Raw genomic sequence first — 14,565 nt, forward strand, 5'->3', positions numbered from 1 at the left:
CTTATTTTAGGGGGAGTGGACACTCTGGTATGCTTGGGAACCTCGCCTAAAACGGATTATTGCTCATACGTTTGGTCGTCGAAACAAGAGAACTCTTCGCCAGTTACTGGCTTTACTGTCTAGATTTAATGTGGCTTTTTGGTGCACGGATAAGCTCAGTGCTTATGAGATATTACCCAAACAAAAACATGTGGCAAGTAAGTTTTATACACAACGTAACGTATAGAAAGAGAGAATTTGAACTTGAGAAATCTCTTAAAGCAGCTTAACCGTAAGACGTTAGGTTACTCAAAGTCACCTGAAATGCATGATAAAATCATCGGTACATTCATAGAACGGGAGCATTACCTATTGTGATGATCTCTATATTGAATACACGACCGAAAAATGAGTATTTATTAGATGGTTTTATTGCCTACAGTTTGAAGTCGAAAAAGTCATCACTGAATATCCAACATACTGAAAAATTAAGATTTTAAATAATGGCTTAAACCTCGTTCAGACTATCTAGCTTCTATAGTAGTCTATGTCGTTATTTATAATTAATTACTTCTTCTCACTCTGGTTAGACTGTCAGGTTTAATTATGCCTAACATACTAAACCTGACAATCTAAATTTTAAGTAAATGCAGTCAATTGGAATCTGATGTTTGAATTGTTAATTATTTATACTATTCTCGACATATTCTTTAATGACATTAAAATCGTCAAGTAATTTTTTATTTTTACTGTTAATTGAGATTTCATTATACAATGCCATTGTTTGCTCTACATAATATTTTGGTTGAGAAGATAATTTTAATAACAAGCTTCCTTTTAATATTCTGTTACTAGTACTTAAAGCTAAAGGAGGAAGTTTTAACTGATTAATATCATTGATTTCTTTATTTGATTCGCTGGGGGAACTATATTTATCAAAAAATGGAATGCATATTTTAATAAAATCATTCTTCCATTCGGTAATTATGTCATTAATGCGGGTATCAGATGTTATGATCTGTTCTGTATACTCTCTGCCGATTTTTATATTAAAATGTTCACAAATTTCAGTAATTTCACCTCCATAGATATAAGGAGGGCAAACTGTATTTTTTGCTAATTTTTTGAACTCCTTATTTATGCCATCTATACTAATGTATAAAAAAGTTCTTAAGGCTAAATGACTCCCTCTATTAATAAAATTCAACATACATATTTTGCTGACTTCATTCTCAAAAATCTCAAATTCACATTTTGATTTTTTGTATTTAGCATTATAATGCTTCATGAATTCAATTAATTCGTTTAGCATAAGTTCTTTTTTGCTTGATAGACTAACTGGTTTCATTAGCATGATGTCCTTATTTGACGTAAAGAATTAGGTTTAATTGTTTTGCTTGACTACCTCTAGGTAAAACAGCACTACGGCTTGATCCTTTAAATGTTCCACCTTTTTCATTTAGTAGTTTTTGATTAGCTGTAAATGGGGCGTTTCCATTTTTAGCATCAACTAAGTCTATAATATTCCCTGAGTTTCTATCTATAACCATAAAGTCAGGATTAGAATACAAAGCTTTTCCGGTTGGTCCAACCTCTCCATTTATATAGACTCGCGGTTGCTCTAATATTTCATACTGTGCTGAAGGGTATTTGCTTTGAAGTTGTTTAAGCACCTCCGGTTCTGATAGAGTTTTTGCAGTATTGTAATTATCACGGACAACACTTAACCCCCAAGGGTCAATCCATACCAATGGATTCGGAGCATACTGATACAGATTCACCCCACCCAATAACCCAATTGGGTCGGGCATGATAAAACGGCCTATTTGTGGGTCGTAGAATCTAAAGGTATTAAAATGTAATCCGGTTTCATTGTCAAAATACTGTCCAGCATAGCGTAAGTTCTGCTCAAAGGACTCCATCTTGCGATCTGGGTCGGAGTAGAAACTTAATGGGCTATTGCGAACAAAGCCAAAGCGTTCATATTTCCCTGACCATACCGTATTGCCTTGTTCGTTGGTGACATCAAGTGGGGCACTGCTAATGTCGCAGTGATGCCAGTAATAGTGGTATCCACTGGATTACTTCACAATAACGGCGAGTGGGGTATAGCTGCCGTGTTCTTCGCAGTAATAGGTTTGGCATTTACCGGTATTGATATTCTGCTCTTGCAGTAACCATAGTCCTTGCCAGACAAAATGGGTTTCGTGGCGTGTTGGTTTGCCGTGAGCCCGTGATTCAACCACTTTATGAATATGACGACTCAGTGCATTGTTATTTCAAGAAGGCTATGCCTGTAAGGCAAATATTGAAAAGCAGGGTTGCCCCTGCTGATCGTTATGAAAAATATGAAGGTAGAGCGCCTCCTGTAAGTCTAGGTAACCCCTAATAATTCTTTAACCTGATAATCAGAATGTGGGCTTAATGGTGGGTATTTGGTTAAATGCATCAAAGAAGACGGGGCACCCCCAACTTATGATGAGCTCGGAAAAGCGTTGGGTTATTCAAAAGGTCTGGTCGCACACCGTGTGAGGTTGTTGGCAAAGCGGGATAAAAGCGTGGTTTTTCCCACTTTGTGTTATCAGCCGAAAATCAATAAATTGATTTTCGTAATTTATTTTCAAAACCTATTAGACTTGCCGCCAAACATAATATGTTTGTTAGCAGTCTGAGATGGCAGGTAAAACTGCCTTCTATACTTGTTATTTAGCAATATAAAAATTAAATGCGGTAGCTGTTAAGTAGCGACCATCTGTACCATCATAAATTTTTGCAGCATCAGGCCAAGCAAAATACCGAGTTTCAGGTTTGTCACGATACAATTCACCCGTTTCCCTGTTAATAGCATAAACCTTTTTGGCTCCTTTTTTGAAGATTTTCCAAACTCCTTTAACGAATGCCTCTGTTTCAGGGTCTTCTGCTGGTTTATAAGAAGCTGATATTGTCCCATTTCTCAAGCATCCTGCTGCAAAATCAGCTTCCTTTGAGTGAATAAATTGAACTAATCCTTTACCGACGAAACTACCCGAAAAACCAGCGTTGTTTGGGCGTGGAAATACATAGTTATTTTTATAATCACTTATACTAGTTATATCACTATTGATGATTGTAACGTTTGAATTTATTGCACCATAACATAAGGAAATCGAATTTCTTACAGGGGGATCAAGAGTATCCCAAACATAATTGTCAATGAATTTAATTTCTTTAAAATAATCACCCAAGGCTTTTGAAAAGTTATCTTCATCTACTTTACTCATAAAAACTTCAATACCAGGCAGTTTAACTTTAGCTGTCATATAGAATCCTTTTTAGCGTTGTGTGACTGTGCCAGCAAGCATGTTGTCAACATTCAATGCTCCCGGCTGTAAAGTGTTACCTTTAGGCACGGTAATAACAACAGCGTTTGGATTTTGTTGGGTTATTCGAACTGCGTTATCCCATTCCCGTTGACTCATTCCATTCACATTGCCTTTGTCTACCGTCTGAATGTAAACTGTGCGACCTTTAGCATCAGTAAATGTCATGTCGGTGTAAGATCCTCCCTTACGACCTGTTTCAGCTGGGTTTAGTGGTGGTAAATAGGTTTCCCGCAACTCAACGTTAGTACCTGCTTGTCTGCCACCTTCTATATGTCTAACTATTCCTGCATTATTTTAATCAATTGATCCGGAATATCATCCATATGTGTCTGATATAATCTTATTTATCTTTATAGGATTGTGACGCAATTCGTTTAGTAGTGGTTATCATCCGCTGTATCATGATTAAATTGGAAAACAAATATTTAACTAGTTTCACAGGAACTTCTATTTTTAGGGGTCAAATCAATTGATTTGCAAAATTCAATATTTTTTAGCCCTGCATTAATGATAGCTATTTTTAGCTTATCACTCACAACTATTGTATTGGGAGTTTCTTCACTTCTTACAATATCGAAAGAATATGGTATTTCATCTAACAGTACTGTATATAAAAATGCATATTGGGGATTATGGGGGTCAAAATTAGTTAATGTAAATTCACTTTTTTCCATATCAAAACAATTTATCTTTGTTAACACATTGATAGCACTGTAGCTATGTAGTACGTAATTTCCAAAAAAAATGTTTGCATCAAAAAACTCAACCTCGGTTGGTGCTATTTTTTCTAGAACTTCTCGAAGTTCTGAACTAACTAATTCAATGCCTGTGGTAAATAAAATATGGTTTTTCTTTATTTTATTCAAGCTAGCTTTATTTTTTGCCTTATAATTAATCTGAAAACAGTTTCCTTTTAAACTAATTCCTTCACGGAATAGAGTGTAGTCCACAGAGGTATTATGGCAATATTCAAGTAAGTTAAATGTATTTGTAATACTAGAAATTATATAACTCATTTTATCTTCCTATTAACAGGCATTGTTAAGTTTTATTTGTTTGGTTCTTAGGCGATTACCTACATCATCTGACAGAGCTTGAATCTGCATCCTTTTTATCTCTGGGCTTGCATTATTAGCATGTATCTTATCAAGCTCATTGCTAATATAACTATCGTAAGCTTTATTATGCCTCCCTCGATGTACCGTCCTTTCTGGATTTTGCTCAATCGCAGTTTTAGACGATGGTAATTGAGTAATATTTTGACTATTATTAATATCATAGCCTGAACTTATAATCGCTGGATGATTTGCCATCGATTGTGGAATGTTATGGTGTTTCTGAAAACCAGGCATGACAGGCATTTCTTTATAATCACCAGAAGCAGCTAACCCCCAAGGGTCAATCCATACCAATGGATTCGGCGCATACTGATACAGATTCATCCCACCCAGCAACCCAATTGGGTCGGGCATGATAAAACGGCCTATCTGTGGGTCGTAGAATCTGAACGTATTAAAATGCAATCCGGTTTCATTGTCAAAATATTGTCCAGCATAGCGTAAGTTCTGCTCAAAGGACTCCATCTTGCGTTCGGGGTCAGAGTAGAAACTCAATGGGCTACTGCGAACAAAGCCAAAGCGCTCATATTTCCCTGACCACACCGTATTGCCTTGTTCGTTGGTGACGTCGAGTGGGGCGCTGTTAATGTCGCAGTGGTGCCAGTAATAACGGTAGCCGGCGGGTTGCTTCACGATGACGGCGAGTGGGGTATAGCTGCCGTGCTCTTCGTAGCAATAGGTCTGACATTTACCCGTATTGATATCCTGCTCTTGCAGCAACCGTAGCCCTTGCCACACAAAATGGGTTTCATGTCGTTTCAGTGTGCCGTAAGCCCGTGACTCAACCACTTTATGAATGCGACGACCCAGTGCATCGTAGTGATATTGGGCTTTCATGTCGCTGGTTTGGGCGATAACTAAACGGTTATCCCCATCATACTGATAAGTTTGTTTGGCTTGGTTAGGGTGCCCGCGTGAAATCACGTTACCATAGGCATCATGGCGATATTGCCAGCCTTGAAATTGAAGTAGCCTATCCCCTTGTGGGCTTAGGGCAGGCATTGATGGCGTTTGAGCCTCGATTTCTGATTGAGGACGCTCTAACAGATTATCCGCACGGTCATAGAACAGCATGGCATCCATGTTTTCGCCACTGGCGACTTTTTTCAGTCGCTGCTCAGAGTCATACAGGTATTCCACCCAACCCCGATAATGGTCTTCCATCGCGCCAAGGTTATCTTGTTCGTCATAGAACCATTTTCGTGATGAGGCAATGCCGTTGAGTGGATGCGGTTTATTGCGTGAGCTGAAGGTACTTATCGTCCGTCCCAGCTTATCGTACTGTCGATATTGGGTTAGAGCACCTTGGGTACGGCTGATTTCACGGTGCAGGTCATCGCGTTCAAATTCGGTGATTAAGTGCGGGGTGCCGTCGACAAGGTGATTGATGGCAGTGGCATGCCCTGAACCGTAATAGAGCCAGTTTAGGCTGTCACCTTGAGGTAACGTCAGACAGCTCAGATTATTGAGTTCATCGTAAGCAAATTCGACGATATCATCGCCCGTTTGCTCACGGGTAATACGCCCAAGGGCATCATAGGTAAAGTGAACTTGGTTAGCCTGCAAGCCCATTTCAAGGCCGAGTTGATTCGGTTGCCTCGACGCCACCAACAGGCGGTTTAGGCTATCCCACTGGTATTGATAGCTATCAGTTAATGTTTCCCGTTGAACAAGGTTACCCGCGGGGTCATACTGTAACAACACCGTGCGAGCTGCGGAAGGGAACACGCGGTCGCCTAAACGAGTTTCCTCGGCTAAACGTCCGAAACTGTTATAGCGATATTGAAGCAGCGTATCATCCGGTCTGATTTCCTCGATGAGTCGGCCTTCGGCATCACGGTTGAGTAGGTAACGTCCGCCATTGGCGTTTTCAATTGAAATTAATACGCCTTCAGCATTGTAATGGTAATGGATATGTCGAGCGAGTTTATCGATTTCCGTTGTGACGCGACCGAAGGCGTTGTATTGCCACTGACGCGGGGTATTGTCATTGCGTTGGTGATGGGTGAGGAGCCCCGCGGCATTCCAGGCCAATTGAACGGTAGAATTATCCGGCAACACAATGCGCGTGATGTGTCCTGCATTATCGTAGTGGTACTCTGTGGCTTCATGTAAGGCGTTAGTGTGAGAAACCAAACGACCTTCATCATCATAATGCCAGTAGTGCTGCTTGCCAGAGCAGTCGGTATGACGCAGTAATTGTCCGCGTTTTGTCCAGAGGAACTCGCTGCGCCCCTGTTTGGCATCAATGCGGACGGTGGGGCGCAGTGTAGTTTTAAAGTCATAGCGGTATTCGGTCGTTCGCTCCAGTGGAGAGATTTCTTTGATTAACCGTCCAAAACGGTCATACTCTAAACGTGATTCAGTGCCATCAGGCCAAAAGACAGCAATAAGGCGGTCACGTTCATTTTGGTATTGCCAGCGGGTTTGGTTGCCATTACCATCGGTTAAACTGAGTAATCGTCCTAACTCATCCCATTCACTGGTTTGCGTATGTCCTTCGGCGTTGCGACAGCCGCAAGGTAGCCCAAACTCATCCCACAAGAGTTCGGTTTTGATGCTTGTTCGGTCAGTGTACTGAATGATTTGATAGTTATCATTGAGTTGCCAAAATGAGGTAGAGCCATCATGCCAATAAGCGGTGCGTGTGAGATGGATATCATCGTATTCCAGTCGGTAGCTTTCCCCTTCGCTGGTTGTGTTTTCAATCACACGCCACAGGTTATCGTCGGAGAGTTCCCAACGGTACTCGCTGCGTAAACCATATTTATCCGTATGCCACGCCATGATGCCAGCATCTGTCCAACCAAATTGGCGGTAAGGGTGGTCTGTGTGCTGTTCGACACGTACCAGTTGGGCGTGTTCGTTATAAAAATAAGCACATTGACGGCGACGAGCTTGATTGGCGTTTACCTGATACACGGCTGTGAGACGTGATACCGTTTTTTCTTCAAACGGAAAGGATTGGTATTCACAAACGATATTCAGGTCACCGCAACCGGTAATGTGAATGAGTTGATGCTGTTCGTTGTAGTGGAAACGTTGCTCATTACCGACATTATCTATGACGTGGCTTAAGCGGCTGCGACCTTCGGTATCAAAAGGGGGGTAATGATAACGCAGTTCACCTGCATCCTGAAACGTCCAACTGTCATCGTCATTGTGGATCATCCAGCCTTGGGCAGCCTCACAAAAGCTACGATACCCTAGTGGGATGTCTGGAAACGGAAGGATGTCACCCGACAGGTTTTGCCAAACAAAGCCGTCTTCGGTTTTAATCAATTGGGTTTCCCAAAAGAAACTCCAGCCTCGACCCAATACACCCTCATAACAATAACTGCTTAAATAGTTGCGTTGCCAGTGAAGCGGTAATTCAGACTCATAGGTAAAATCCAGCTCATCCTCGCCGTTTAATACTTTCTGCCCACCAATCACCTCCACAGGGCGAGTGAGTATGCCGATTGCGGGGATTGCCATGCTCATCGCTGTAAGTACCGTTCCATAACGACAGAAGAAACGGCTAATTTTGGCGCTGCCTGGTAATTTGCTCCACAGCTTTGCCACCGCGCTGGGGCCTTTCGCCACTCCTCCACCAAAGCTTAAAAATCCCGCAAATAACATGGTTAAATCAGAGGCCGTAGTGACCCAAGACGGAATTTCAGGCTCTATATCTTCAGTGGCTTGTGTCCCCCCACCAATCCGGACATTGGGGGAGCCTTCCATCACCGTGGCATCACAGGTGGTTTTATCACCGACCCGAGAAGCAGGGAATCCATTGATATACACCGAGTCAGAGCCTTGTGCCATTTGACGCAGACTATTTTCCTTATCGCACTTGACGTCACTGCGAGTGGAAATGGCGGCGGCCTTACCGTTAATTCGTACATTGTGAGAGCCGGTTTTGATTTCCCCGCAGGGGCTTAAGGATTTAGATCCCGTTTCAACACATTTATCCCGTGCCCATTCCGCTAGCTTAGCTGTGCCATACCCAATTGCTACTGAAGCTCCAATAGCAAAAAAGCCGATACCAACATAACTTGTTCCAATGCCAATCCCCATCAAGGCACCAGAGATGACTGCGCCTCCTATGGCAATAGCTGCCCCTAATACCGTACCGATGAGCATTCCCCACATCGATTTTGAATGACCGATGATATCACCGACTCTGGCGGCTTCTGGCATGGTGGTTACCCTCTTGGTTGAAAGCTAAGCAGGAGGGTGTTCATCCACGCCCATTGCTTATCGTTAAAGGCGTTGGGGGATGACATTGTGAAAATCAGGGTTTGGGTATCACTGAAAGGGTAAACGGCTTGAATTTGATACACTTGCTGTTTCTTATTGGGACGATAGCGTGAGCTGATGAGATAGCCGTGAATGCCGTCGAGTCCCAGTACAGAGGGCTTTTCTTCAAGGAGTTGCCAATCTTTCAGGGAGCGTTGTAACAGCTGCTTTTGACGAGCGACATAGTCATCAAAGGTTTCATCAGCGGGTTTGTCATCCCGAGAAATGTTAACCGCATTCCCTGTGGGGGAAATCAGGATATTGACGGTTTGTTCTTTATATCCATCGGGGAGGGTAACACTGCCTTCAGAAAAAACACAACGTGACTCAGTAATCATTCGTATCTCGCTTAAGTATGAATATTATTCTTTTTTAAATTATATAACCATTAAATTTCTCTTAATAATCGGTTATACCATATTAAGCCTACATACCTAAATGAAAATTTGAGTTATTCCAAGATAAATGTTAATCATAATTTTTTAAATTTCGATTTGAAATAACAATTAAATGAAATAACTAATTGATAATTAATGCTTTTTATCATGCTTCTAGCTTGGCATTTTTTAAGAGGAGAACATTGCACAAAAATAAGGCAAAAAGAAAATGACTAATGCAAAAACTGGCAAGGTTTTGATTATTTAATAACCAGCTGCCAGTTCTTATCATAATAGTTATTTCATATTAAGAAGAGTATAACGAATCTAATGCTCCCCGTAATTTATGTGCAAGTTCAGGTGCAACGTATTTATCAGTGACCACTTCAATGTAGGATGCAAAAGGGGATGACTCAGCATGATTGATGGCGATATCAAGTTCATTACAACGTGTTACCTTTTGGCAATTCCAATCATGACAACCTAATGCAGCGGGTAATTTTCCATAATCCCATTTAGCGATATCATTGTAATAAGCTTCCGGATCTTTGCATATTAAGCGCTCAAATAGATACCCATCATTATTGATAATGAAAATAATCGGTTTTAATTGAAAACGTGCAAACTGGCAAATTTCTTGTGCTGTTAACTGATGAGCCCCTTCCCCTGTAATTAAGATCACTCTACGCTTAGGTGCTGCCAAAGCCGCTCCGAAAGCGGCGGCAGTAGACCATCCAATAGACCCCCACAAGGTTTGGTTACAGAATTGAACCCCTTTAGGAAGTTGTGCAAAGACTAAACCCATTAATGGGGTTCCTGTGTCAGTAAAAATAATATCATTTTCTTTAAACATCTTTTCGAATCGAGAATATAGATATTCAGCCGATATTGATTGATAGCCGGTGAACAATGATTCATCTAAGCATTGAACTTTAGGGTGGTTTTGATGAAATGAGGGAATTCGCTCTTTCAATTTAGCGAGTACATCCTTCATATACACCTGAGAGTATACTGTAGAACCAATTTTGACATAATCAGGCATGATATTGATATGATATTCTGAAGGGATAGCGGCAGTAAAACAGCCCGTATTCATATCCGTCATCATTGCACCGATGCTAATAATACAATCGCTGCTTTCTATATATTCACTAACAGGGGTATTTATTAAATGCCCGTAATAGATGCCCATATAATTAGATGCTGTTTCATTGAGTACCCCTTTATCCATAATCATGGTGGCATAAGGTAAGTTTGATTTATTTATTAGGGTTTGAAGCTCATCGATTAATCCTAAACGAGAAGCTAAAATTCCCGGAAGTAGGCTAATTTTTTGGCTAGTTAATAGTTTATTTAAAATTATATTAATAACTTTGGTTAGGTTTTGATTATTACTTTGGGGAATATCAGTGCATACTGAATACCGTTTATTTGTATGAATAGGCATTTCAGCATAATCGGATGGAATACCGATATAGACAGGTTGGCGCTTAAATAAAGCGTATGTGATCAGCCGTTCTACTTCTTCAATACAATTTTCAGGGGTAAGAATTGCTTGCGCACAACTAATAGGTTGAAACATTTTATAGAACAGAGTGAAATCCCCATCTCCTAAAGAGTGATGAAGAATTTTTTTACTTTCCTGTGCACCGCTAGATGGCATACCTACCAAATGAAAAATAGGTAAATATTCAGCGTAAGAGCCCGCAATAGCATTGATAGCACTGAGTTCACCAACACCGAATGTTGTTGATAATGCAGCTATACCTTTTATTCGCGCATACCCATCTGCAGCATATGCTGCATTTAATTCATTACAGCAGCCAATCCAGCGCATTTTATTATTTTCACAAATGGCATCATTAATTGGAAATGAATAATCCCCAGCAACACCAAAAATATCGCTAACACCTATATCGTATAATCGAGTTAATAAATATTGTACTACTGTTTTTTTCATCATTTTCTCCATTATGCTTTTAAGACAGTCGGTAATGAATAATGAAATATCATTTGTAGATGAGTTTAAATGGAACTGCTCTATGTGATCGCTGTTATATAAATAAAATAATATAATAAAGCTTAAAAATGAGAATGTAGGGTAATCTTTTGTTTATTAAGAGCTAACAATATTTTCAATCTAGAAAGGAATAAACGAATTAGATAGTGTAGTCATTGACAGAACAAATATAAGTCATTAACGTTTTTTATTGTTTATAAACAAAAAATTATTGTTAAGGTGGCTTTATTATGAAAAAACTAAAAATACTTGTATTATCTTTTGCATTATTAAGTCCTTTAGCGTTTGGGGCGACAGAAATTAATTATACAAAATCTCTGTATTTGAAATTTGCAGGCACGGTCAATGTTGTTATGAATGATGGTGTATCTGCTGATTATGTAAAGGCAATCTCTCAAAAAGCGGATGAGAAAGGTGCTGAATATTTTGTTATTACTTCGGTTGAGTCTGAAGGAAGTGGAAACGATGTTTCGGTAACGGCCAGCTTATATAAAAAATAATCATTAAACTAAGTTGTATCATTCACCCTTTATTAAAGGGAACGATGCAACTTAGTTGTTTTTTAGGTAGGGATTAACCTGTTGAGAGTGATATGCAAAGGTCAAACGCCCATGGAATATAAAGCGCTTTTTTAGGCCAAAGTATCGTTATTGAAATCGGCACTAACGTTGCGCAGCGGTTACCATGATTTCCACAAGCACTTGCTCTCTAGCCATATTTGCTTCAACGGCAGCACGTGCAGGGCTATTCTCTGTTGGCATCCATGATTCCCAAACAGCATTAAAAGCAGCAAAATCACGTTCCATATTTTTGATCCAAACTTGGGCTGAAAGAATACGTGTTTTGTCACTGTTACTTGCAGCTAATAGAGTATCTATTTTTGCAAGTACATCTTGTGTCTGAGCTGTGATATCACCATTTAAATCATTAGGAACTTGTCCTGATAAATAAACTAAGCCTGCATATTCAACGCTATCAGCTAAACGTGGCTTTGGATTATTACGTTTGATCATATTGTTGTATTACCTCGTTAATCCAGTTAAAGAGATGGGAGATGTTTCTCCTGAAACTAATTGGCTGAGAATTTGAGCGCTGCCAGCGGCTAAGGTAAACCCTAAGCTACCATGACCAATATTTAACCAAAGATTGTTATATCCAGTTTTGCCTAATATTGGTGGCCCTTTTGGTGTTGATGGACGTAATCCACACCATGTTTCGGCATCTTCAATATTTGTTACATCAGGGAATGTGTTTTTAATAATATTTTTTAAGGCGGAAATTCGGTTATCACGCAAGCCTAATTTGTCATAACCGATATCCACCATTGCGGCGATGCGAAGTTGCTGATTAAGTTTTGCATAAACAATTTTATTTCCATAATCAGTTACATTGATTTTAGGCACCACATGTTCTTTTTCTGGATAAGGAATAGAAAGGCTATAGCCTTTTAAGCCAAGCATTGGTACATGAATACCTAATGTTTTTAGCAGTTTCCTGCTTCCATTTCCGGCACATACAATGACATCATCGGCAGAAATTGTTCTTTGCGGAGTAATAACACCTGTAATTCGCTTATCATCTTTAATAAATGAAACAACAGAATGTTGTAAGCATAGTGTAAAATCTGCTTGAGTTGATAAATATTGGAGTAAGTTTTTACAGAATAAATAACAGTCTGCACTTTCATCATCAGGAGCATAAATTGCGCCCACTAACTGTGATTGAATATTCTTTAATGATGGCTCTAAGGCGGTAATTTCAGTCGGATTTAAAACCTTTTGAAATTGACTGTCGATGGTTTCGCAAGCTTTATTAAAGCTTTTTTGGTCACGGTGAATAATTAGTTTACCCGATTTTTCCCAAGCAAAGTCACCGATATCACCATTATTACGCCAGATATTCATGATCTCTTGGCTGAGTAAAGAGAGGCGTAGTTGGTGAGCACCATTAATTTTATTTGTTTTGCGATTACAAGCTAAGGTGAATTGAGTTAACCAAGCCCATTGTTGCAGGGAAAATTGTATTTTTAAATTCAATGGTGAATCATCTTTTCCCATCCAACTTAAACCTTGTAATGGTACTCCTGCATCTGCTAACGGCGAAACATAGCGATAGCTAAGTTGTCCGCCATTGGCGAAACTTGTTTGCATGCCGACATCAGATTCTGATTCTAATAAAGTGACGGCATGACCCGCTTTGATTAAAGCATATGCAGTACTAAGGCCAATGACACCTGCACCAATAACCACCACATGTTTTTTCATAATTATCCGCAACCAATAATAACTGAGGAGTTATTATTTAACGGCGAATAAGTTAACTAAACAATTGAGTTTTCATTGCCAGAGTATAACTTTTGGTTAACTACTTTATTTCTTTTTTCGAGGGTTAGTGACAAAGTATTTACATAGTTTTGAGCCGCTTTAGTCAATGGTCTATCCGCACGATGGAAAACTGAAACAGCTAAATGCAGATCCTCTTTGAGTGGATAGATCATCGATTTTGGTAATGTGTGCTCAGCAGAGAAAATATCAGTAATACTGCAACCTAATCCTGCTCGAACAAATTCAGCCGCCATGTGGTAGGTATGCACACTAATATTTGAAACCGAGAACTCATGGTATTGCTGTAATAATTGCGCTAATGAGTCTGAACCTGGATGTATCCAACGATCTTGGTCAATATCAGCTAATGAAACAGGACCTTCATGTTTTTGCGTATCAACATAAACAAGGGGGATTTCAGCGATGGGTAATACCGTAATTCCGCCTTCAATAGCCAAATTGAAACCAATACCAATATCAAGGTCTTGTTGGGTTAATAATTGCATGATATCGACGGTATGATGGGTGCCAATCGTTAATTTTATATTGGGGTGTTTTTTAATAAACAGAGCGGTGACTTCAGGTACTAAGTTTAAACCTAGGCTTGGTAAACAGCCAATCGCTAATTTTCCCTGAGGGTTTTTGGATAAATTTTGCGCTAATATTCTTAAGCGGTCTAAATTTCGATAAACTTCTTTTGCTTCATCAAAAAGCAGTAAAGCCTCATCGGTTGGTAATAATTTCCCTCTAATTCGTTGGAATAATACTAACCCTAATTGTTGCTCAGCATGTTTGAGTGCTTTACTCGCCGCGGGTTGAGAAATATGTAAAACTTCAGCCGCACGCGTTAAGGAACCACAAGTCATTACAGCATAAAAGATATCGAGATGTCTTAATTTCATTCCATGTAGCCTACTGATTATTTATTTCTACGGACTATTCTAACGAATAAAGTATAAATAATCAGATATACTCGTCATAATTCAAATTTTGGTTTAGTTGTCACGAGAATTAATTCGTAAACGTGCAAGCTAAATAGATTGACTAGGGGAATATACGGGGTAAGAAAGCGGCTCGGCATACTGCCCTATAATAAATTGTTAG

General features: G+C 39.7%; 13 protein-coding genes and 2 pseudogenes. 2 read left to right on the forward strand and 13 right to left on the reverse strand.

What is annotated here, in order from left to right:
* Positions 1 to 22: 22 nt before the first annotated feature.
* Positions 23 to 357, forward strand: a pseudogene (locus PR833_RS04075) (IS1 family transposase); the annotation flags it as partial.
* Positions 358 to 658: 301 nt separating this feature from the next.
* On the opposite strand, the gene PR833_RS04080 reads toward PR833_RS04075, so the two are convergent.
* From PR833_RS04080 to PR833_RS04125, 10 genes and pseudogenes are all read right to left on the reverse strand, one after another.
* Positions 659 to 1,327: a hypothetical protein gene (locus PR833_RS04080; RefSeq protein WP_272525899.1), complete on the reverse strand. Its 669-nt coding sequence runs from the start codon at positions 1,325 to 1,327 to the stop codon at positions 659 to 661.
* Positions 1,328 to 1,340: 13 nt separating this feature from the next.
* Positions 1,341 to 1,901, reverse strand: a complete 561-nt coding sequence (locus PR833_RS04085) for an RHS repeat-associated core domain-containing protein (RefSeq protein ID WP_272525900.1) — start codon at positions 1,899 to 1,901, stop codon at positions 1,341 to 1,343.
* Between the two features lie 48 nt (positions 1,902 to 1,949).
* Positions 1,950 to 2,030, reverse strand: a pseudogene (locus PR833_RS04090) (RHS domain-containing protein); the annotation flags it as partial.
* Between the two features lie 30 nt (positions 2,031 to 2,060).
* Positions 2,061 to 2,225, reverse strand: a complete 165-nt coding sequence (locus PR833_RS04095) for a hypothetical protein (RefSeq protein WP_230085228.1) — start codon at positions 2,223 to 2,225, stop codon at positions 2,061 to 2,063.
* Positions 2,226 to 2,681: 456 nt separating this feature from the next.
* Positions 2,682 to 3,278 (reverse strand): hypothetical protein, encoded by a 597-nt coding sequence (locus PR833_RS04100; protein ID WP_014656623.1) that lies wholly within the window; start codon positions 3,276 to 3,278, stop codon positions 2,682 to 2,684.
* A gap of 12 nt (positions 3,279 to 3,290) precedes the next feature.
* Positions 3,291 to 3,506, reverse strand: coding sequence for a hypothetical protein (locus tag PR833_RS04105; protein WP_004922802.1), 216 nt, complete (start codon positions 3,504 to 3,506; stop codon positions 3,291 to 3,293).
* A gap of 260 nt (positions 3,507 to 3,766) precedes the next feature.
* Positions 3,767 to 4,357 carry an imm11 family protein gene (locus tag PR833_RS04110; RefSeq protein WP_071599657.1) on the reverse strand — a complete coding sequence of 197 codons (591 nt, stop codon included), beginning with the start codon at positions 4,355 to 4,357 and terminating at the stop codon, positions 3,767 to 3,769.
* Between the two features lie 12 nt (positions 4,358 to 4,369).
* Complete coding sequence (locus tag PR833_RS04115) at positions 4,370 to 8,641, reverse strand: RHS repeat-associated core domain-containing protein (RefSeq protein ID WP_272525901.1); 4,272 nt, start codon at positions 8,639 to 8,641, stop codon at positions 4,370 to 4,372.
* 5 nt (positions 8,642 to 8,646) lie between these two features.
* On the reverse strand, positions 8,647 to 9,078 hold the full coding sequence (locus tag PR833_RS04120) for a DcrB-related protein (RefSeq protein WP_014656615.1): 432 nt from the start codon (positions 9,076 to 9,078) through the stop codon (positions 8,647 to 8,649).
* Positions 9,079 to 9,424: 346 nt separating this feature from the next.
* Positions 9,425 to 11,077 (reverse strand): alpha-keto acid decarboxylase family protein, encoded by a 1,653-nt coding sequence (locus PR833_RS04125; protein WP_072502480.1) that lies wholly within the window; start codon positions 11,075 to 11,077, stop codon positions 9,425 to 9,427.
* 290 nt (positions 11,078 to 11,367) lie between these two features.
* On the opposite strand from PR833_RS04125, the gene PR833_RS04130 reads away from it, so the two are divergent.
* Positions 11,368 to 11,637 carry a DUF1471 domain-containing protein gene (locus PR833_RS04130; RefSeq protein WP_004922790.1) on the forward strand — a complete coding sequence of 90 codons (270 nt, stop codon included), beginning with the start codon at positions 11,368 to 11,370 and terminating at the stop codon, positions 11,635 to 11,637.
* 162 nt (positions 11,638 to 11,799) lie between these two features.
* Here PR833_RS04130 and PR833_RS04135 read toward each other — a convergent pair whose 3' ends face one another.
* Genes PR833_RS04135 through PR833_RS04145 form a run of 3 tightly spaced genes read right to left on the reverse strand, consistent with a single transcriptional unit; the run spans position 11,800 to position 14,363 of the window.
* Complete coding sequence (locus PR833_RS04135) at positions 11,800 to 12,150, reverse strand: RidA family protein (RefSeq protein ID WP_004922788.1); 351 nt, start codon at positions 12,148 to 12,150, stop codon at positions 11,800 to 11,802.
* Positions 12,151 to 12,159: 9 nt separating this feature from the next.
* Positions 12,160 to 13,401, reverse strand: coding sequence for a D-amino acid dehydrogenase (locus tag PR833_RS04140; protein ID WP_040132383.1), 1,242 nt, complete (start codon positions 13,399 to 13,401; stop codon positions 12,160 to 12,162).
* A 56-nt stretch (positions 13,402 to 13,457) separates the two neighbouring features.
* Positions 13,458 to 14,363, reverse strand: a complete 906-nt coding sequence (locus PR833_RS04145) for a LysR family transcriptional regulator (RefSeq protein WP_004922785.1) — start codon at positions 14,361 to 14,363, stop codon at positions 13,458 to 13,460.
* Between the last annotated feature and the right edge of the window lie 202 nt (positions 14,364 to 14,565).

This window comes from Providencia sp. PROV189 (genome assembly GCF_028480065.1).
In the GTDB taxonomy this organism is placed as follows: Bacteria; Pseudomonadota; Gammaproteobacteria; order Enterobacterales; family Enterobacteriaceae; genus Providencia; species Providencia stuartii.

Coding starts and splice junctions, on each gene's coding strand:
- PR833_RS04100 (WP_014656623.1), bottom strand. CDS start 3,278: ATGACAGCTAAAGTTAAACTGCCTGGTATTGAAGTTTTTATGAGTAAA.
- PR833_RS04140 (WP_040132383.1), bottom strand. CDS start 13,401: ATGAAAAAACATGTGGTGGTTATTGGTGCAGGTGTCATTGGCCTTAGT.
- PR833_RS04135 (WP_004922788.1), bottom strand. CDS start 12,150: ATGATCAAACGTAATAATCCAAAGCCACGTTTAGCTGATAGCGTTGAA.
- PR833_RS04080 (WP_272525899.1), bottom strand. CDS start 1,327: ATGAAACCAGTTAGTCTATCAAGCAAAAAAGAACTTATGCTAAACGAA.
- PR833_RS04105 (WP_004922802.1), bottom strand. CDS start 3,506: ATGACATTTACTGATGCTAAAGGTCGCACAGTTTACATTCAGACGGTA.
- PR833_RS04130 (WP_004922790.1), top strand. CDS start 11,368: ATGAAAAAACTAAAAATACTTGTATTATCTTTTGCATTATTAAGTCCT.
- PR833_RS04085 (WP_272525900.1), bottom strand. CDS start 1,901: ATGGAGTCCTTTGAGCAGAACTTACGCTATGCTGGACAGTATTTTGAC.
- PR833_RS04115 (WP_272525901.1), bottom strand. CDS start 8,641: ATGCCAGAAGCCGCCAGAGTCGGTGATATCATCGGTCATTCAAAATCG.
- PR833_RS04125 (WP_072502480.1), bottom strand. CDS start 11,077: ATGAAAAAAACAGTAGTACAATATTTATTAACTCGATTATACGATATA.
- PR833_RS04110 (WP_071599657.1), bottom strand. CDS start 4,357: ATGAGTTATATAATTTCTAGTATTACAAATACATTTAACTTACTTGAA.
- PR833_RS04145 (WP_004922785.1), bottom strand. CDS start 14,363: ATGAAATTAAGACATCTCGATATCTTTTATGCTGTAATGACTTGTGGT.
- PR833_RS04120 (WP_014656615.1), bottom strand. CDS start 9,078: ATGATTACTGAGTCACGTTGTGTTTTTTCTGAAGGCAGTGTTACCCTC.